Here is an 18,544-nt window from a genome sequence, read left to right as displayed (position 1 = left end):
GGTGCTCGACTGGGTTTGGCGGCCGTGACCGGCTGGTCGGCGTTCAGGAGCGCGCACAGGAGCCCGGCCCCCGCGTAACCGCCGCGGGGGCCGGGTTTCCGTGCGTCCTATGGTGTCTTGTGTGCCTTGCGTGCCTTGTGTTTCACCGGCACCACCGCGACGGGGCAGGGCTGGTGGTGCAGCACCGCGTGTGTGGTCGGCCCCAGGCGCAGCGGGAACGCCCCGTGGCCGCGGTGGGCGGCCACGACCAGGAGTCCGGCGTGCGCTGCGGTTTGTATGAGGACGGACGCCGGGGTGCCGAGTGTCACGACGGACTCGATGGTCACGTCGGGCGTCCGGGCGCGGACGTCGCGCAGGGTGTCCTCCAGGACCGCGTTCTCGCTGTCGGCGATCCCGGTGGTGTCGACGGCCATGGGTGTGGCCATGCCGGCTGCGTACATCGGCATGTTCCAGGAGTGCACGGCGGTGACGGTGCCGCCGGTGCGGCGGGCCTGGGCGACGGCGAATTCGACGGCGGGTGTGTCGGTGTGGTCGTCGACGCCGACCACGATGTCGATTCCGGTGGCTTTGGCCGGGTCGTCGGGTACGACGACGACTGCGCAGGTGGCGTGGGCGCAGACGCGCAGGGAGACGGAGCCTAGGAGCAGGCCGGTGAATCCGCCGTGGCCGCGGCTGCCGACGACGATCAGGTCGGCGCGTCCGCTGGCTTCCAGGAGGGCGTCGGCGGCGGGGCCGTTGCGCAGTTCGGCTTCGACCTGGAGGTGGGGGTGGGTCGTCTGGGCCTGGGTGACGGCCTTCTTGAGGAGGATGTTCGCGGCTTCGCGGACGGAGGGGTTCTCCCATACTTCTGTCGTTGCGCGGCCGCCGGTCGGGACGGCGGTGAGGATGTACAGCGGTGTCTTGGCTTCGGCGGCGGTGCGGGCGGCCCAGGTGAGGGCGTGTCCGCTGCCGGGGGAGCCGTCGTAGCCGACGAGGACGCCGAGGTCGGGGACGGGGTGGGTGGTGCTCATGGTTGTCTCCTGGGGAGTTGGTGTCGTGTGCTGCCGGGCGTGGGTGTTCAGCGCAGTTGCCGTAGGTAGGGGTCGTGCCAGGTGCGTGGGGTCAGGTGGATGTGGGCGTCGACGGCGGTGACGCCGTCGGGGCGGGCGGTCAGTGGGTTGAGCCTGGCTTCGGTGACCTGTGGGTTGTCTTCGGCCAGGTGGGAGAGGCGGTGCAGGGTGTCGGCCAGGGCGTCGGTGTCGACGGGGTCGGTGCCGTGCGGGCCGTAGAGGAGGGGTGCGAGCCGGGAGCCGGTGATCAGTGCGGCGGCGTCGAGGTCGGTGAGGGGGGTGAGCCGGGCGTTGTGGTCGCCGGTGACGGCGGTGGAGGTGCCGCCCGTGCCGAAGACGACGACGGGTCCGAGGGTTTCGTCCTGGGTGACGCCGGCCAGGAGTTCGACGCCGGGGGCGGCCATCGGCTGGACGACGGCCCCGGTCATGGCGGCGTCGAGTCTGCGGGTCAGGTCGGTGAAGGCGGCGCGGACCTGGTCGTCGCCGTGCAGGTTGAGGTGGACGCCGCCGAGGTCTGACTTGTGGACGATGCCGGGGCCGTACGCCTTGAGCGCGATCCGCCCGTCGGGGCCGAGTGGACTCATTTCGCGGGCCGCGTGGACGGCTTCGTCGGTGGTGCTGACGTAGCGCCAGGGGATCTGCGGGATGGTGTAGGCGGCCAGGAGCTGGGCGGTCGCGTGCGGTGGCAGCCGGCCGCCGCCGGGGTGCAGGTGCAGGAAGTCCGTGATGACGGTGCGGGCGGCGTCCTTGTCGATGCCGTCGGGGCGGGGCACGGTGCCGCGTGGGCGGGTGAGCCACAGGGCGCGGTCGACGGCGTGTGCGAGGGCGGTGGCGGCGGTGTGGGCGTCGTTGTAGACGGGCAGTCTGCCGCCGGTGCCGGTGGGCACGAGGTCGACGGTGACGGCCCGTTCGGGGGCGACGGCGACGATCGGCCGGGTGTGCGGGGGTTGTGGCCACACCCGGTCGGTGGGGTGGGGTGAGAGGGCGTCGTACGGGGTCCGTTCGCGGCAGGGCGCGGCGTCGGGGTCCGTGCCCAGGACGGTGACGGTGTACGGGGGCGCAGCGGGGAAGGGCGGGACGTCCACGCCTTCGAGGAACCCGGTCAGGGGTGTCCCCAGTGGGCTGGGGGCCAGGGCCAGGACGACCGCGTCGACGTGGCCTGAGGCCAGGACGTGCTCCACACAGGCGCGCAGCCGCTCGGGGTCGACGGTGGCGGTGGCGTCGACCGGGTTGGCGCACGCCGCGCCCGCGGGCAGGAGCGTCTGGAGTTCGCGTTCGAGGTCCCGGCTGAAGCGCGGTACGGCCAGTCCGGCGTCTACGCAGGCGTCGGCGGTGAGCACTCCGAGGCCGCCGGCGTTGCCGATGACTGCGACGGACGGGCCGTCGGGCAGTGGCTGGGAGTGCAGTAGGGCGGCGACGGCGACGAGGTCGCCGAGGCTGCGGGTCGCGGTGACCCCGGCCTGGGCGAACAGGGCGCCGCGGGCCACGGCAGGGGGGACTGTGGCGTCCGTGTGGGATGCGGCGGCCCGGCGGGCGGCCTCGCTGCGGCCGACGTCGACGGTCAGTACGGGCATCCGGCGGCCCACCCGGCGGGCGATCCGGGAGAACTTCCGCGGGTTGCCGAAGGACTCCAGGTGCAGCACGGCCAGGCGGGTGCGGCCGTCGGCCTCCCACCACTGGAGCATGTCGTTGCCGCTGACGTCGTATTTGTCGCCGAGTGACACGAAGGTTGAGGTGCCCATGCCCAGGCGGGTCAGCTGCCCGGTCAGGGCGAGGCCGACGCCGCCGGACTGCACGGCCACCCCGACGGTCCCCGGTAGTGGGGTCGGGGCCCCGAATGTCGCGTTGAGGGCGGTCTCCGGTTCCGTCTGCGTGATGCCCAGGCAGTTGGGGCCGACCATCCGCATGTTGTGGCGGCGGCAGGCCGTCCGGAGCAGTTCGCCCTGTCCGGGCGTCAGTCCGGAGGTGACGACGACCAGGCTGCCGACCCCGGCCCGGCCGCATTCCTCGGCCAGTTCGGGCACCTGTGCGGCGGGTACCGCGACGACCACCAGGTCGGGGGCCTGCGGGAGGTCGCCGACTGTGGCGTAGGCCCGTACGCCGTCGATCTTTTGCGCTGTCGGGTGCAGGACCGTGAGCGTGCCGGTGAAGCCGCCGTCCTGGAGGTTGCGCAGCAGGGCCCGGCCGACTGAGGCTGAGCGTTGTCCGGCGCCGGCGACGGCCACCGAGCGGGGGTGGAACAGTCGGGCGAGTCCGGCGACGTCGGCGAGGCCTTCGCGGCTGCCGAGCACCTCGAGGTACTTCTCGTACACGGTGTCGTCGGTGTCGAAGTCCAGGGGGATGACCGACTGCACGACGCCGTCCTCGTAGCGGCTGCGTACTGGGAGGCCGGAGTCGGCGAACACCCGGAGCATCCCGCGGTTGTCGGGGAGGGTCTCGGCGACCAGTGCCCGGACGCCGTCCCCGCGGGCGGCGGCGACCAGGTGTTCGATCAGGAGGGTGCCGATGCCGTGGCCGTGCCAGGCGTCGGCGACCACGAGTGCGAGTTCGGCTTCGCCGGGGGTGCCGGTGGCGATGTACTCGCCGACGCCGACGACGGTGTCCCCGCCGGTGCCGTTCCCGGTGAGGGCGATGAGTGCGCCGCAGCCGGGCCGCCGGGGGGTGCACACCCGTTGGGCGGTCTGTCGTACGGCGCTGTCGGAGGTGCCGAAGAACCGCAGGTGCAGGTTGTCCGCCGACATGGCACGGTGCATGGCCAGCACTGCGTCCCCGTCGCCTGGGGCGGGTGTCCGCAGGTGGACGGTCGCGCCGTCCGATGTCAGGGCCCACACGCCGTTGTCCGTCATGGTCTTCGGCATCGCCGACTCCTCTCCCGGGGCCACGTCGGCGGCCGGTGGACCCAGGTTCGCCGTGTGCCGCGGCTGCGCACAGGGCCGACCGCACCGGCGGACCGGGCCGTTCGGCCCGGGTGGCGCGGACTCCCTGGCGGGCGGGGTCCGTGCCGGGCCACCAGGCCCCCCCCAGGGGGTCCTACCGGCCCTGTTCCGTCCGTACGCGACCGGCCATCGTGGTCGGGGACAGGCAGAACAGGCGGACGGACAGGCGGCGATGACGATGACCGGCAGGACAGTCGAAACACAGGCGATCGTTTACGGCGACAGGGTGGTGGAGGTTGAGGACTCCGCTGTGGACCGCAGGGCACCGCGGATCATCGTGGGCCTGGACGGTTCGTTCGGCTGCACCGCGGCGCTCCTGTGGGCGGCGCGGCAGGCGGGGGAGCGGGGCGCGGTCCTGGACCTGGTCTCGGTCTGGGAGGACCCCGACTCCGAACTGCCGACGCTCACCGGGACCGGAGAGCGCGCCCAGGCGGCCCGCGAACGTCTCCAGAACGCCCTCGACCACCTGCTGCAGGCGCCGGCCACGCCCGAGCGGATCATGACCGCCCCACTGCACGGACCGGCGGGGCGCGTCCTGGTGGACCGGGCGCACGGCGGTGACCTGCTGGTCCTGGGAACGAGCGGGATCAGTTCGCCGGACGTCCCCGGTGCGGTGGGCCTGTACTGCCTGCGGCACAGCACGGTGCCGGTGGTGTTCGTGCCGCCGGCGGCGCAGTGATGACAGGCCCGGCAGCGCGCCGGACCCGGACGAAGTCAAAGCCAGAGCTGGAGGAGCCAACGTGAACAGTCACCCGTTCCCGGGACGTACGCCGGTAGTCGTCGGAGTCGAACAGACCGACGCGGGACGGCTCGCCGTCCTGTGGGCCGCCGACGAGGCGTCCCGGCGGGGGTTGCCGCTGCGCCTGGTCCACGCCCTGGACTGGCCGCCGAACGCCGAGCGGAGTCCGGTCCCCGGGCAGTCGCACTCCTGGAGCTCGCGTTTCCGCGACATCGGGAAGCAGTCCCTCGACACGGCCCGTGCGGCGGTCCTGGAGCGGCACCCGAAGCTGGAGACGGAAGCGGAAATGATCGCGGGGACGCCGGTCAAGGTCCTGCGTAAGGAAGCCCCGCACGCCCACATGGTCGTCCTCGGCTCCCGGCACCATTCCTCGGCCGCCGAGCTGCTGACGGGCGGCGGCATCGCGGTGCCGCTCGCCGCGCACGCCCCGTGCCCGGTCGCCGTCGTGCGCGGCCCCGAGCACACCGTCGGCGAGTCCCCGCGCCGGGTCGTCGTCGGCGTCGACGGGTCGCACACCGCCGATCGGGCCTTGACGTATGCGTTCGAGGAGGCGTCACTGCGCGGTGCGACGCTGCTCGCGGTGCGGGCCGACCGCCTCCAGCCGAACATCCTCGGCCCGATGACCGTCAGCGAGGCGGTGCAGGACGCCGGGATCCGGCTCGCGGAGACCCTCGCCGGGTGGCGCGAGAAGTACCCCGACGTACCTGTCGAGCAGGACATCGCCTTCGGGCACCCGGTGAAGGTGCTCAGCGGACTGTCCGAGCACGCGCTGTGCCTGGTCGTGGGCTCACGCGGGGCCGGCGGATTCCGCGGCATGCTGCTCGGCTCGGTCAGCCAGGGCCTGCTGCACCACGCGCACTGCCCGGTGGTGGTCGTGCCGCGGGACGGCGCCGACGACGCGGACGACAGCGGTCGGGGCTGACTCCCCGGCAGTTTCCCGGCCACGCGGTCCGGCCCCGTACGCCACGGGTCCGGGCCGCCCTGACACCGAACGGTGGAGGACGATGCTCGACACCCCGACCGCTGCCCGGGGCCTGACGCCCGGCCAGGCCGCCGAACGCCTGGCCGGACACGGCCCCAACACCGTCGCCCACACCCGGCGGACACCGGTGTGGGCGCGCGTCGCCGCCCAGCTGCGCGACCCGCTCGTGCTCGTCCTGCTCGCCGCGGCCGTCCTGACCACCGCCACCGGGGACTTCGCGGACACCGCGGTCATCGTGTTCGTCGTGACCGTGAACACCATCGTCGGCGTTGCCCAGGAGATCCGCGCGGACCGGGCCGTGACGGCCCTGTCGGACCTGACCGCACCCACCGTCCGGGTGCTGCGCGGCGGTACCGGGCGGGAAGTCCCGTCGACTGACGTCGTCCCCGGCGACGTCGTCCTGCTGGACGAGGGTGACATCGTGCCCGCCGACGCCGTGCTGGCCGAGGCGTCCGCGCTGCTCGTGGACGAGTCGATGCTCACCGGCGAGTCCGTCCCGGTCGACAAGGAGACCGGCGGCCTCCTCCAGGCCGGGACCGTCGTCCTGCGCGGACGCGCGGTCGCCGAAGTCACCGCGACCGGTGCCGGCAGCGCCCTGGGCCGCATCGCGGCGCTCCTGGTCGACCGCCCCGGACCCACCCCCTTGCAGAAACGTCTCGCCAAGCTCGGCCGGATCCTCGCCGTCGTCGTCATCGCCCTGTGCCTGCTGGTGTTCGTCCTCGGCCTGCTGCGCGGCCAGCCGCTGGAGGCCACCGCGGTGTCGGCCATCAGCCTCGCGGTGGCGGCCGTCCCCGAGTCGCTGCCCGCGGTCGTCACCCTCGGCCTGGCGCTCGGCGCCCGCCGGATGGCCGCCCGGCACGCCGTCGTCCGCAACCTCCCGGCCGTGGAGACCCTCGGCTCGGTGACCGTCCTGGCCACCGACAAGACCGGCACCCTCACCGAAGGGCGCATGGTCGCCGAGCAACTGTGGACGCCGGCCGGGACCGCCACCCTGACCGGCACCGGCTACGCCCCCGCCGGAGACCTGGTCGTCGGCGGAGAACCAGTCGACGGATCACGTACGGCGCCGCATCTCACGGTGCCGCACATAAGCCGGCTCCTCACCGCGGTGGCCCTGTGCAACGACGCCGCACTGGTGCCGCCGCACGCGCCGGACACCCACTGGACGGCGCTGGGTGACCCGACCGAGGCCGCGCTCCTGACCGCCGCCGGCAAAGCGGGTGTCGACCTGGACGCCCTGCCGGCGCGCAGCCCACGCGTCGCCGAAGCCCCCTTCGACAGCGGACGCAAACGCATGACCACCGTGCACCGGGACGCCGACGGCCGGGTGCACGCCGTACTGAAGGGAGCCCCGGAGGTCGTCCTGACCCCGGAGTTCCTCGACGCGACACCGCAGGAACTGACCGCCGCCCGGGCCGAAGCCGACCGGCTCGCCGCCGACGGCTACCGGGTGCTGGCCGTCGCGGCCCGCCCCCTCGACCACGTACCCGACCATGCTGAAACGGCGGAACACGGCATGTCCCTGCTCGGCCTGACGGCCGTCAACGACCCGCCCAAGGCAGCGGCCCGGGAAACCGTCGCCGCGTGCCGCGCGGCGGGCATCATCCCCGTCATGATCACCGGCGACCACCCGGCCACCGCCCGGGCCGTCGCCCACCGCCTGGGCATCCTCGACGCGGACGACGACACGGTGCTCACCGGCGCCGACCTCACCGGCCGGCCCACGCTGGACCCCACCACCGCCCGGGTGTTCGCCCGCACCACCCCCGAGCAGAAACTGACGATCATCCAGGCCTGGCAGACCCGCGGCGCCGTCACCGCGATGACCGGCGACGGCGTCAACGACGGCCCCGCCCTGCACCGTGCCGACATCGGCGTCGCCATGGGACAGCGCGGCACCGAAGTCGCCCGCCAGGCCGCCGACCTCGTCCTGGCCGACGACGACATCTCCACCGTCGTCGCCGCCGTCGAAGAAGGCCGCCGCGTCTACGACAACATCCGGCGCTTCCTCGTCTACGCGCTGGCCGGCGGCACCGCCGAGATCGCCGTCATGCTCCTGGCCCCCGCCTTCGGCCTGGCCGTACCGCTGCTCGCCGCCCAGATCCTGTGGATCAACCTGCTCACCCACGGCCTGACCGGCGTCGCGCTGGGCGCCGAACCCGCCGACCCCGGCACCATGCGGCGCGCCCCGCGCCCGCCCGGCCAGAACATCCTCGGCGACGGCCTGTGGCAGCGCATCCTGCGCCTGGGCCTGCTCGTCACCGCCGTCAGCCTCACCGCCGGCGTCTGGGCCGACCACACCGCACGGGCCTGGCAGACCCTGCTGTTCCTGACCCTCCTGGGCGCGCAACTGGGCGTCGTCCTGGGGCTTCGCCCCAGGCTCCTGGCCCGCGCCAACCTGTTCCTGCCCGGCGCGGTGCTGGCCTCAGCGCTGCTGGGCCTGGGCGGCGTGTACGTCCCGGTGATGCGCGACCTCCTGGGCACCGACTCCCTGCCCGCCCTGGACCTGCTGCCCGCTCTGGCCGGTGTGGTGGCCGGATTCGCCGCGGCCCGCGCCGACCGGTGGTTCGCGTCGTGGATGTCGCTGCGCCGCGGACAGGGCGCTGTCGCGGCGTAGCCGCTGCCACGCGGATCGTGCGCCCGGCCTTTGACCTGCTGTTACAGCCGGGCATCTGGACCGCCGGATCGTACTGACGGCGTTGATAGCTTGGCTCGCGGCGGCGAACGTACTGACCGCGTGCGCACCGGCGTTCTGGACCGTGCTCGTCGCGCGGGCGCTCGTCGGCCTTGTGATCGGCGGCTTCTGGTCGACCGGCGCGGGTCTCGCGCCCAGGCTCGTCGCCGCGGATCCCGACCCTCTCCTCAATCTTTGTCCATAGCGGCCGGATGCCCTACTTCCCTCGTTCGAAGCGGCGGACCCGGACCGGCCCGCCGGTCAGACGACGGCCGGCCGGCAGCTGCGGCAGCCCCGGAATCCGGCGGAGACGGCCTCGCCGGCCGAAGTGAAGGGCACCTCGTGGCGGGCGGTGATGCGGCGCGCGTGCGCGCACGTCGGGTAGCAGAAGATCCGTGTGGTCCCGCTGCCCAGGAACCGGGTGCCCGCCCGTACGAACCGCTCCACCCGCTCGGCGTCCACGCCCTCCCATTCCCGCAGCCTCCGTTCGAACCCGGCCGGCAGCCCGCAGTCCGCCGGCAGCCCGTCGTCCTGGCACAGCCGGTGCGCCGGCACGAGCACGGGGACGGGATTGGCCCAAACCGCCGCCGCGACCGCCTCGGGTGCGAGACCCGGCAGTCCGGCCTCGCGGGCCAGCCAGGCCGCCGGACGCAACTGCCCGAACGGGATGGCCCGGGTCGCCTGCAGGACCGCGAGCTGTTCGTCTGCGAGCGGCCCGAAGTCGTAGCGCAGGGTCCGGTCCCGGCCGCGCAGGGCCCGCACCAGACCTGGCGGGGGCTTGACCCCGGAAAGTACCGACCGCTGGGTCCGGGCCCGGTAGGCGTCCTCGAACGCCCGGTCGTCGGCGTACCAGGCCGTGGCGGCGGCGCCGGTCACCGCGCCCCGCCCGTGAGCGACGTAGAGGTGGCCGACCGGGGAGTCGGTCCGTACGTAGCAGTCGTAGCGATGTGCCGGTACGCCGACGCGGTCCAGCACGCGTGCCGCGAACCCCGCAGGTTCCGCCTCGCGCAATGTGTTCAACTCGTCCGACAGTCTCATCCCGTCGCCTCCTTCCTTTCATTCCGGGCCGGTTCGTGTGCCGTCTTCGCCGTCGTTCCCCCGGCCGCTGCGTACGATGTCCGGTCGGCGGCTAAGACGGGCTCCGCGCGCAGGGCGGCGAGCCCCCGCGACACCTGGGCCTTCACCGTGCCGACGGGACAGTCCAGGATCCCGGCCATATCCCGATAGCTCAGCTCGCCGATGTGCCGCAGTACCACGGGCAGCCGGTGATGGTCCGGCAGCCCGGACAGCGCGGCCACCAGTCGGGACCGGCGTGCCCCGTCGAGCGCGAGCTGCTCCGGCCCCGGAGAACCGTCCAGGATCTCGATGCCCGCCACCTCCACACCGTCGGCGACGCCGGGCCGACGGCTCAGGGTGCGGACGTGGTTCCGCCACACATTCGCCGCGATGGTGAGCAGCCAGGCACGCGGCTGGAGTTGTCTGCGGCGCTCGGGGGGGTACTCCCGCAGGGCGGAGTAGGCGCGCAGGAACGTTTCCTGGCCCAGGTCCTCGGCGTCCCGCGCGGAGCCGGAGAGCCGCAGCAGAACCGAGCGCACGGTGCCCGCCTGGGTGCGGACGAGTTCGGTGAACCCGTCGTCCAGGTCGGTCGCGAGCTGTTCCGTCAGCGGGAGAGTCATCTCGTCCATTGTCCTTGTAAACACCGGGCCGCGTAAGGACGTTGCACCGGCACCCTCCCACGGACCCGCCCGCCCCGGGGCCGCTTCGGCGTGCGGCCCGCGCACGAGGGCCTGAGGCGTTGCTCCCGCCCGTGGACGCCGACTCCCGGCGCGTGCACCGCGCGTACATTTCCCTGGTCACCGGTCTTGGAACGACCGTGGGCACGGACAGGTCCGGAGTGGTGACAGGCTCCGCACCGGAAAGCTACAGTTGCGCCCGGGCCGTGGGCGCTGTGCTCAGTCCCTCACGGTCCGGATTGTTCACGATCCTGCAGGGTCTCGGGGGAGGCACGGTGTCGACCGTTTTACGCAGGACAATGGAGAAACAATCTTCCAGGCGTTGCTCTCCCGCCTTCCTTTCCTGTCGTACCCACACCGGCGCCCTACGGCGACCTGACGGTCCAGACGCCCCGCCGGACAGCGCCCGCGCATTCCGGCGTTGTCGTCGCACACTTTCCGCTCGCAGCCGCCGGTGAGGAAACCGCGCTGCACCTCGGCCATCAGGGGCATGACATGGGGAACCGCGTACGCGGCACGAGAACTGCGGACGAAGCCTTAGCAGGCGGCAGTTGGTCGTTCGGTGAACGGCTTCGCTCGTTCCGGGGACGAGCGGGACTGACGCAACGCGAGCTGGCGGAACGCGCCGGGGTGAGCGTGCGGGTCCTCCGGGACATCGAACACGGCCGGGTGCACCGACCGCAGACGCGGACCGTGCGACTCCTGGCCGATGTGCTGGACCTCGACACGGACGCTGTGCGGCAGCTGTCGTCGCCCGCGCGCGATGCCGTGCGCCCCGGCTGCGAGCGACTCCACATCGGCATCCTCGGTCCGCTGTCCGTCCGGTACCGCGGCGTCGAGACACACGTCCACACGGCCAAGGTGCGGCGACTGCTGGCCCTGCTGGCCCTGCGGTACCCGGAACCGGCCGGCCTGGGGGAGATCACCCACGCGCTGTGGCCGAAGGACCCGCCGCGGTCGTACCAGAACCTGGTCCACACCTATGTCAGCCAGGCACGCAGGGTGCTGCTTCTCCCCGTTCCCACGGCGGGGGCACCGGCCCCCTCGTTCCTGGCGCGCACGCACACGGGCTATGTGCTGGCGCTGGAGCGTGACCAGGTCGACCTGACCCAGTTCCAGGATCTGTCGGCGCGGGCGCGGCAGGCGCACGGGGCCGGAGAGGCGGAAGCGGCCCATGAACTGGCCGGACGCGCCTACGGCTGCTGGCGCGGGCCACTCCTGGCCGGCGAACCGCTGCTGCCGCACCACCCCGCCGCCACGGCCGCCGCCCGGCAGCGGGTGGAGAGCCTGCTGCTGTACACGGATCTCTCCCTGCAACTGCGGCAGCCCGAGCAGGTGCTGCGGGCGTTACGCGGCGCCGCGGAGGAGGAACCGCTGCACGAGGGCCTTCAGGCGCGGCTGATGCTGGTGCTGGCGAGCTGCGGGGAGCAGCGGGAGGCCTTGGGGATCTTCTCCGAGGTGACCCGCGGACTCGACCGGGAGCTGGGCGTCCAGCCGGGTGACGAACTGCGCCGCGCCCACCTGCGGATCCTGCACCAGGAACTTCCGTGGCCGAGGACGGGACCGGTGGCCGGGCAGGCCGCGTCCGACGCGGCAGCGGTGCCCCCGCGGCGACCGGCCGCCGCGTCGCCCAGGCTGCGGCCGTCCCAGACACCGGCCGCGAGCACGGGCTTCGTCGGCCGCGGCGCCGAGCTGAAACGGCTGGACCGGCTGCTCCTCGCCGCAGGCGAGCGCGGCGGGCAGGTCCCGGCCGCGCTGGTCACGGGTTTCCCCGGCGTGGGCAAGACGGCGCTGGCCGTGCGCTGGGCGCACCGGGCGCGCGAACGGTTCCCGGACGGGCAGTTGTACGTCGACCTGCACGGGTACGCCGACCGGCGGGCGCTGCACCCGGGAGAGGTCCTCGCCTCGTTCCTGCGCGCCCTGGGAGTCGCGGACGGGGAGATCCCCGGCGCCCTCGACGAAGCCGCGAACCTGTACCGCACCCTGCTGTCGGGCAAACGGGTGCTGATCGTGCTGGACAACGCGCGTGAGGAGAGCCAGATCCGTCCGCTCGTTCCGGGGACGGCGGGATGCTCGGTCCTCGTCACGAGCCGCGACACCCTGCCGGGACTGGTGGCCCGGGACGGTGTGCCGCGGCTCGACCTCGACGTGCTCGGTGAGGACGAGGCGCTCACCCTGCTGGCCCGGCTGCTGCGGAACGGGCGTGTGGGGGCCGAGCCGCTGGCCGCGAGGGCACTGAACCGGCACTGCGGAGGTCTGCCGCTGGCGATCCGGCTTCTGGCGGCACGCCTCGCGGAACATCCCGGGGTCGGTATCGCCCAGCTCTGCGTGGAGTTGCAGGAGGCCGGGGCGTTCCGGGACCTGTCGGTCGAGGACGACGACCTGTTCTCCGCGGTCCATGCGGCGTTCGAACTCTCCTACGTGTCCCTGCCGGAATCCCTGCGCCGTTGCTTCCGGCTGTTCGCGCGGACCGAGGGGCGGCTCGTCAGCGCATACACCGTGGCGGACCTGGCGGGGACGACTCCGCTGGAGGCGACGCGCGCACTGCGCCGCCTGGTCGGCGTGAGCCTGCTCCGGGAGTGCGCGCCCAACCGGTTCTCCCTCCCCGCTCCACTGTTGCGCTACGCGCGCGGACTGGTGCTGCGGGAGGACGTGGAGCGGCGGCTGCGGACGGTGTGACGCGGACGCGGGCCGGGTTCACCCGCCGAGTGCCAGCCGGACCGCGAAGACACCGAACACGGCGGCAGTGAGACTGTCGGCGATCCGCCGCATCCGCGGGGACCGCAGGTGCCGGGCGAGCCGGTGGACCAGCCTCATCCAGGTGAGGAGCCAGACCAGACCCAGGGTCAGATAGCAGGCGGCCAGCAGCGGGACGCCGATCTCGGGGGCCATGCCCGGGGGAACGAACTGGGGCAGGAAGGCCATCAGGAAGATGCCCACCTTGGGATTGGACCCGGTGCACAGCAGGCCCTGCACGAAAGCCTGCCGCACCGAAGGGCCGGCGTTCCCCGTCTCCACCGGTCCGGGCGGCGGGGGTCCGGCGGGCGGCTCACCCGGTGTGTGTGCGGGGACCGCGGCCGTGGTGTGGGGTGACGGTGCCGGAGTTTCGGCGTCGGCTCGGCCGGCGACCCGCCGCAGGGCGAGCACGGCCCATCCGAGCAGAACGACCGCGCCGGCCCACCGGAAGGCCGCGAAGAGCTCCGGCCGGGCCGCGAGGAGCGCGGCCAGCCCGGCCGCGCCGAGCCCGGCCTGGACGGCCCCCGCGGTGATCATGCCGAGCGCGGCGACGGTGGCCACCCGCACGGACCCGTTCAACACCAGACCGGTGATCAGGACGAGATCGGGGCCGGGCGCCATGATCACGACCAGGGAACTCATCAGGAACGCGGCGGTGTTGATCGCTGCTCCTCGATGGAAAGTTGGCGCTCCCCGGCCCGGACGGCCTCGTAGTCCCGCTGGATCTGCTCCTCGTCGGGGTGGGCGAGGATCACGAATCCGAAGTTGAGACTGTCGACTAGGTCCCGGGTGGCGGGGACGTGGTCGCCGTCGGCCAGGTTCTGGATCGAGAAGTGGTGACTGGGGAGGCTGCGGATGCCGTCCAAGGCCGCCGTGCCGCGGACGGTTCCGGAGCGGGGCGCGATGTGGAAGACGCACATCTGGTGGACGAGCAGTTCGTAGCCCTGCGGGAGTTCACCCCCGGTCAACCAGCGCACGGTCCGGTCGATCTGACTGTCGGCGGTGGCGTTGCGGTTGAAGCGCGGCTGGCCGCCGCCGTGGGGGCGGGCACCGAGCTCGATGAGTAGCGGTCCCTCCGCCGTGCCCATCACCTCGACATGGGCTGAGCCGAAGCGCAGACCCACCGCGTCCAGGACGCCGAAGACGTACTCCGTGAGGCCGGGGAGGGCCGGATCGTCCGGCGGGAGCCATCGCATGGTGTCGTAGACGGCCATGTGCGGACCGTTGTCGATCTTGCGATAGGCGCACACGTCGACCAGGGCGTGCTTCCCGTCGTGACTGAAGGTGTCGACCACGTACTCGGTGCCGGTGACGAACTTCTGGACGAGGAGGCGGTCGTCGATCTCGCCGAACTGGTTGACCCGGCCGAGCTGGCGCGTGAACACCGCCCGCCAGTCCTTGCCGCCGGCCAGTTTGATCACACCGTCGGTGCTGGCGCTCTTGGGCGGTTTGACGACCAGGTCCGCCCCGGTCAGGCCCTCGCGTTCCAGCCAGGTCGCCACCTCGTCGGCGTCGGCGGTGCAGATCTGCGGGATGACCGGCAGGCCCGCCGCCGCGACGGCGGCCGCCATGCTGCTCTTGTCCCGTCGCGCCGCCGCGAGTTCGGGTATGTTGCACCGCTCGGGCACCACGTGCGGGGCGAGTCGCTCGGCCAGTTCCACCCCGGACTCGCAGCCGGCCAGGACGCAGCGCGGGTCCAGCGCCCGCAACCGCTCCGCGACGGCCTCCAGGTCGCCCTCGTACACGATGATCTCGGGGAAGTCCTGCGGCCGGTAGGAGGAGGCGTAGGCCTCCGGCGGCCGGGGGCCGGTGACCACCGCCACCACCGGGACGCCGTGCTCGGCCAGCGCCTCCGCGAACAGGGCCCCCGAGGAGTACGGGTCGACGATCACACAGGGGCCCTGCGGTGCGCCCGAACCCCACTCAGCGTTCGTCACGGTCGGTCGCCTCTCCGGCCGCCAGGCCGGCCACCGCGTCGCAGTAGCGCGCGAAGAACTCCCCGGCCGGCTCGCTGATCCGGCGGGCGCGCACCGGGGCGTGCACCATGCCCTCCTCCATGACGTACGTCACCGGCGTCCCGTTCTGCCGCAGCCGGGCGGTGTACTTCTCGGCGTCGATGCGCAGCGAGTCCATCTCGCAGCCCACGACGTAGGCGGGCGGCAGGTCGTGGAACGCGCCGGTGAGCAGCGGTGAGACGTACGGGTGCTCCGCCTGCTCGGGCTGCGGGCAGTAGCAGGCGGTGTAGAACTCCATCTCCCCGCCGGAGAGCAGGGGCGCGTCCTCGCCGCCGTGCCGCCACCGGGTGAAGTCGAGCACCGGGCTGATCACCGCCTGGCCGCGCAGCCGGGGGCCGCCCCGGTCGCGCGCCATCATCGAGAGGACGACGGCCATGTTGGCCCCGGAGCTTTCTCCGCAGAGCACCGCGCCTTCGGGGTCGATGCAGTCGAGCCCGAGCTCCGGCAGGTTCGCCAGGGTGCCGCACAGTCCGGCGTAGCAGTCCTCCAGCGGGCCGGGGTGCGCGTTCTCCGGAGCCATGTCGAAGTCCAGGGCGATCGCTACCAGGCCGGTACGGTCGGCGAGTTCGGCGACCAGGCTGTGGTGGCTGTGGAGCGAGCCGATGACGAAGCCGCCGCCGCGTATGTAGAACAGCACGGCGTCGCCCGTACGCTGGGCCGGCTCGTAGATGCGGATCCGGGCGGTGCGCCCGCTGTGGGTGACGGTCGCGTCCCGGTGGCTGACGCCCTCGGGCACGGGGATCGGGAGCACCTCGGTCAGCCCGTCGTACAGGGCGCGCTGTTGTTCGACGGGGTAGGTGTAGAAGTCCGGCGGCAGGGCGCCGTCGACCGTCTCCACGAATTTCTCGATGCCGTCTGCGTAGGCCATGGGCAGCTTCGCTCACTTCCGGATCAGGGCGTGCCGGAGAACTGCGGCACGGAATGGGGCACGGGGGATGGGGGATGGGCTCAGGGTGTTTCGGCGGTCGCCGGTTCGGTGGAGCGGGGCACCGCACCGGCCGGTTCGGCGGGATCGGCGTCGGCCGGTGCGGGGTCCGCGGCCCGCTGCTTCTTGTCGGCGGGGGGTTCGGCCATGCCGATCAGGGTGACGACGACGGCGACCGCGGTCAGGCCTCCGCACAGCCACCACACGGAGGCTGCCGACGCCTGCCACGCCGCGATGCCGATTACCGGGCCGACGGCGTAGCCGATCTGCATGGGGAATGCGGAGGCGGCGATGTAGCGGCCCCGCAGGTGCGCGGGGGCGACCTTGCCGGGCCAGGCGGAGGCGGTCGGGGTGCCGATCATCTCGCCGACCGTCCACACCACCGTCGCGATCACGAACACGGCCATGCCGGGGCCGGCCACGTACAGGTTCATGCCGACGCCCACCAGGCCGACGCCCAGCGCGACAGCGAACCGGCCCGGGAGGTGCTGCACGTATTTGGTGAACAGCAATTCCAGGCAGATGACCATGGCCGCGTTCAGCGTCAGCAGGGTGGAGTAGAACGTCGGTCCGTGGCCGTCGGCCCTGAGCTGGAGTGGCAGCGCGGAGGTGTGCTGGATGTAGACGACGGCGTTGAGGAACAGCGCCAGCAGGAACAGTAGGTAGCGTCGGTCGCGTACCACGGCCAGGTACGACCGGCCGTCGGCGTCCGGCTCCCGGCCGCCGGAACCGGCGGTCGCGCCGGAGCGGACCAGGACCAGGGCGAACAGGGCGAAGCCAACTGACGTCACCGCGTCGACGTAGAACATCAGGTTGTACGAGTAGCTGATGAGCAGGGCGCCGAGCAGTGGGCCCGCCGTGGTGCCGAGGTTGAACGCCATGCGGTAGACGGCGAACACCATCACGTGGTGTTCCTCGGGAGTGGCCTCCACCAGCAGCGCCGAGGAGGCGGGCCGGTAGGCCTGGGCCACCACGCCGATCACCGCGGCCACCGTGATCACCACGGGCAGGCTGTCGAGGTAGACCAGGCTGAGGGTGAGCAGGCCGGCGAGCGCCATGGAGCCGACGATGGTCCACGCGTAGCCGACCCGGTCCGAGACGGAACCGCCCGCCAGGACGCCGACGACCGAGCCCACCCCGTACGCGCCGAGCGCGAAAGCGGCCGCAGAGGTGCTGAAGCCCTTGTCGGTGAGGTAGAGCACCAGGTAGATCTGGAGGAAGTTGCCCAGCCGGTTGATCAGCATGCCGACCAGGACCAGCCAGATCGGGCCCGGGATCGCGCGGAGGGTCTGTACGACGGACGGCCGGGCGGCCTTCCGGCCCTCCGGAGAGTCGTGTCCGGTGTTCGTCACGGAGCGGGTACCTCCGCCGGGCGGGAGGCGAGTTCGACGATCTCGGGGGCGCTCAGCAGGGCGGCGCGGGCCTGCTCGATCGAGTCGGCCAGGGCGATCACCCGGGCGTAGCGGGAGATGTAGCCGCGCGGCGGCAGTCGCAGCACCGCACCGGGGCCCGCCAACGCGTCGGCGCTGTGGACGCCGGCCGGGAAGCGGTCCTCGTGGACGGTCACGGCGTCGATCTCGATGTCCTCGTCCGGATACAGAAAGGCGATGGCCGCGGCTTTGCGGTGGCGTCCCTCGGTGTCCGGCCGACGTCCCGCGGCGGTGTCCGCCGCCGCCATCGCGACGTCGACGCCGGTGGCCAGCTGCCCGAGGTAGGGGATCATGTCGCCGCCGAGGCGGGCGTTGACCTCCATCAGGCGCAGCCCGTCGGCGGTGATGCGGAACTCGGTGTGGCTGACACCGGTGTGGAAGTCCAGCGCGGAGTGCGCGGACCGCAGCGCCTCCAGCAGCCCGGTATCGGTCAGCAGCGGGTCGGCTCCGTCCACCTCGTGACCCGTCTCCTCGAAGAAGGGCGCCAGGCCGACCTGTTTGCGGGCGACGACGAGCGGAACGCACTCCCCGTCGAAGAAGACCGCGTCGACGCTGATCTCCGGGCCGTCGGCGAACTCCTCGACGAGTACCGACATGTCGAAGACGGGAACGCCGGGGTAGGAGGCGCCGGAAGCCGCCTGGTAGGCGCTTTCCAGGTCACCGGGGCTGTCGGCTTTGCGCACGCCCATCCCGCCGGCCAGCCCGCGCGGCTTCACCACGACGGGGAAGCCGATCTTCTCCGCCGCCGCTTCCGCCTCGGCCAGGGAACGCACACCGATCGAGGCCGGCTGTGGCACCCCGGCCGTCTCCAGTGCGATCCGCGTGGCGTTCTTGTCCCGGCAGGCGATGACGGTCTCGGGGGAGTTGCCCGGCAGCCCGAGCGCCCGCGCCACATGGGCGGCGGGGGTGACGAGCCCCTCGTCATAACAGAACACGCCGGCCACGTCGTGCGCGGCGGCCACCTGCCGGGAGGCCTCAGTCAGCGCGTGCGGGTCGGTGTTGTCGACGACCGTGCTGCCCACGACGTACGGCTCCTCCCAGCTCACCGGTGCGGGCTGGAGGAGCCACAACGCGTAGCGTGTGCTCACCGTCCGCAGGATGAACTCCCTGCTGCGCTGACCGCTGCTTCCGATCAACAGCAGAAGCGGCTTCTCGCTGTCCCGCACCATGGTCCACTCTCCTCGTTCGTCGTCATGCGTTCGGCCGGTGCGCCGCCCGGGGGGGCACCCCCCGGGGGGCCACGCCCGTGCACCGGGGGGCCGCCGGGGGGGGCCCGGGGGGTGCACACCCGCGCCCCCCGCCGGGTGAGGGGGGGCGCCAACCGC

The 18,544-nt window shown here is 72.8% G+C and carries 14 protein-coding genes; 5 read left to right on the top strand and 9 right to left on the bottom strand.

Annotated features, from left to right (window positions below):
• Window positions 1–107: 107 nt before the first annotated feature.
• Window positions 108–1,010: a universal stress protein gene (locus AC0Z36_RS24435; RefSeq protein WP_485465185.1), complete on the bottom strand. Its 903-nt coding sequence runs from the start codon at window positions 1,008–1,010 to the stop codon at window positions 108–110.
• 47 nt (window positions 1,011–1,057) lie between these two features.
• Window positions 1,058–3,907 carry a bifunctional acetate--CoA ligase family protein/GNAT family N-acetyltransferase gene (locus AC0Z36_RS24430; RefSeq protein ID WP_485465184.1) on the bottom strand — a complete coding sequence of 950 codons (2,850 nt, stop codon included), beginning with the start codon at window positions 3,905–3,907 and terminating at the stop codon, window positions 1,058–1,060.
• 256 nt (window positions 3,908–4,163) lie between these two features.
• On the opposite strand from AC0Z36_RS24430, the gene AC0Z36_RS24425 reads away from it, so the two are divergent.
• The 4 genes from AC0Z36_RS24425 to AC0Z36_RS24410 all read left to right on the top strand — a co-directional run bounded on the left by AC0Z36_RS24425 (window position 4,164) and on the right by AC0Z36_RS24410 (window position 8,585).
• Window positions 4,164–4,664, top strand: coding sequence for a universal stress protein (locus tag AC0Z36_RS24425; RefSeq protein ID WP_485465183.1), 501 nt, complete (start codon window positions 4,164–4,166; stop codon window positions 4,662–4,664).
• 61 nt (window positions 4,665–4,725) lie between these two features.
• A complete protein-coding gene (locus AC0Z36_RS24420) occupies window positions 4,726–5,646 on the top strand; it encodes a universal stress protein (RefSeq protein ID WP_485465182.1) in 921 nt (306 codons plus the stop codon).
• 82 nt (window positions 5,647–5,728) lie between these two features.
• Window positions 5,729–8,323, top strand: a complete 2,595-nt coding sequence (locus tag AC0Z36_RS24415; RefSeq protein WP_485465181.1) for a cation-translocating P-type ATPase — start codon at window positions 5,729–5,731, stop codon at window positions 8,321–8,323.
• A gap of 82 nt (window positions 8,324–8,405) precedes the next feature.
• Window positions 8,406–8,585 (top strand): hypothetical protein, encoded by a 180-nt coding sequence (locus tag AC0Z36_RS24410; protein ID WP_485465180.1) that lies wholly within the window; start codon window positions 8,406–8,408, stop codon window positions 8,583–8,585.
• A gap of 56 nt (window positions 8,586–8,641) precedes the next feature.
• Here AC0Z36_RS24410 and AC0Z36_RS24405 read toward each other — a convergent pair whose 3' ends face one another.
• The gene (locus AC0Z36_RS24405) at window positions 8,642–9,418 is read right to left on the bottom strand and encodes an MGMT family protein (protein ID WP_485465179.1); all 777 of its coding nucleotides are present in this window, start codon (window positions 9,416–9,418) and stop codon (window positions 8,642–8,644) included.
• A complete protein-coding gene (locus tag AC0Z36_RS24400) occupies window positions 9,415–10,056 on the bottom strand; it encodes an RNA polymerase sigma factor (RefSeq protein ID WP_485465178.1) in 642 nt (213 codons plus the stop codon). The genes AC0Z36_RS24405 and AC0Z36_RS24400 overlap by 4 nt, the downstream gene beginning before the upstream one ends.
• Before the next feature lie 552 nt (window positions 10,057–10,608).
• Here AC0Z36_RS24400 and AC0Z36_RS24395 point away from each other — a divergent pair.
• Window positions 10,609–12,792: a BTAD domain-containing putative transcriptional regulator gene (locus tag AC0Z36_RS24395; RefSeq protein WP_485465177.1), complete on the top strand. Its 2,184-nt coding sequence runs from the start codon at window positions 10,609–10,611 to the stop codon at window positions 12,790–12,792.
• An 18-nt stretch (window positions 12,793–12,810) separates the two neighbouring features.
• Here the strand turns inward: AC0Z36_RS24395 and AC0Z36_RS24390 are convergent, their stop codons facing one another.
• The 5 genes from AC0Z36_RS24390 to AC0Z36_RS24370 form a co-directional block, all read right to left on the bottom strand.
• Entirely contained in the window at window positions 12,811–13,491 is a 681-nt protein-coding gene (locus tag AC0Z36_RS24390; protein WP_485465176.1) for a LysE family translocator, read from the bottom strand.
• A complete protein-coding gene (locus tag AC0Z36_RS24385) occupies window positions 13,491–14,786 on the bottom strand; it encodes an ATP-grasp domain-containing protein (protein ID WP_485465175.1) in 1,296 nt (431 codons plus the stop codon). Before AC0Z36_RS24385 ends, AC0Z36_RS24390 begins: the two co-directional genes overlap by 1 nt.
• On the bottom strand, window positions 14,773–15,732 hold the full coding sequence (locus AC0Z36_RS24380) for an alpha/beta hydrolase (RefSeq protein ID WP_485465174.1): 960 nt from the start codon (window positions 15,730–15,732) through the stop codon (window positions 14,773–14,775). The genes AC0Z36_RS24385 and AC0Z36_RS24380 overlap by 14 nt, the downstream gene beginning before the upstream one ends.
• A gap of 80 nt (window positions 15,733–15,812) precedes the next feature.
• Window positions 15,813–17,141 carry an MDR family MFS transporter gene (locus AC0Z36_RS24375; RefSeq protein ID WP_485465173.1) on the bottom strand — a complete coding sequence of 443 codons (1,329 nt, stop codon included), beginning with the start codon at window positions 17,139–17,141 and terminating at the stop codon, window positions 15,813–15,815.
• Entirely contained in the window at window positions 17,138–18,388 is a 1,251-nt protein-coding gene (locus AC0Z36_RS24370; protein ID WP_485465172.1) for an ATP-grasp domain-containing protein, read from the bottom strand. Before AC0Z36_RS24370 ends, AC0Z36_RS24375 begins: the two co-directional genes overlap by 4 nt.
• Between the last annotated feature and the right edge of the window lie 156 nt (window positions 18,389–18,544).

It is taken from the genome of Kitasatospora sp. UYEF31, assembly GCF_057291755.1.
This window is presented reverse-complemented; position numbering and strand designations above follow the sequence as displayed.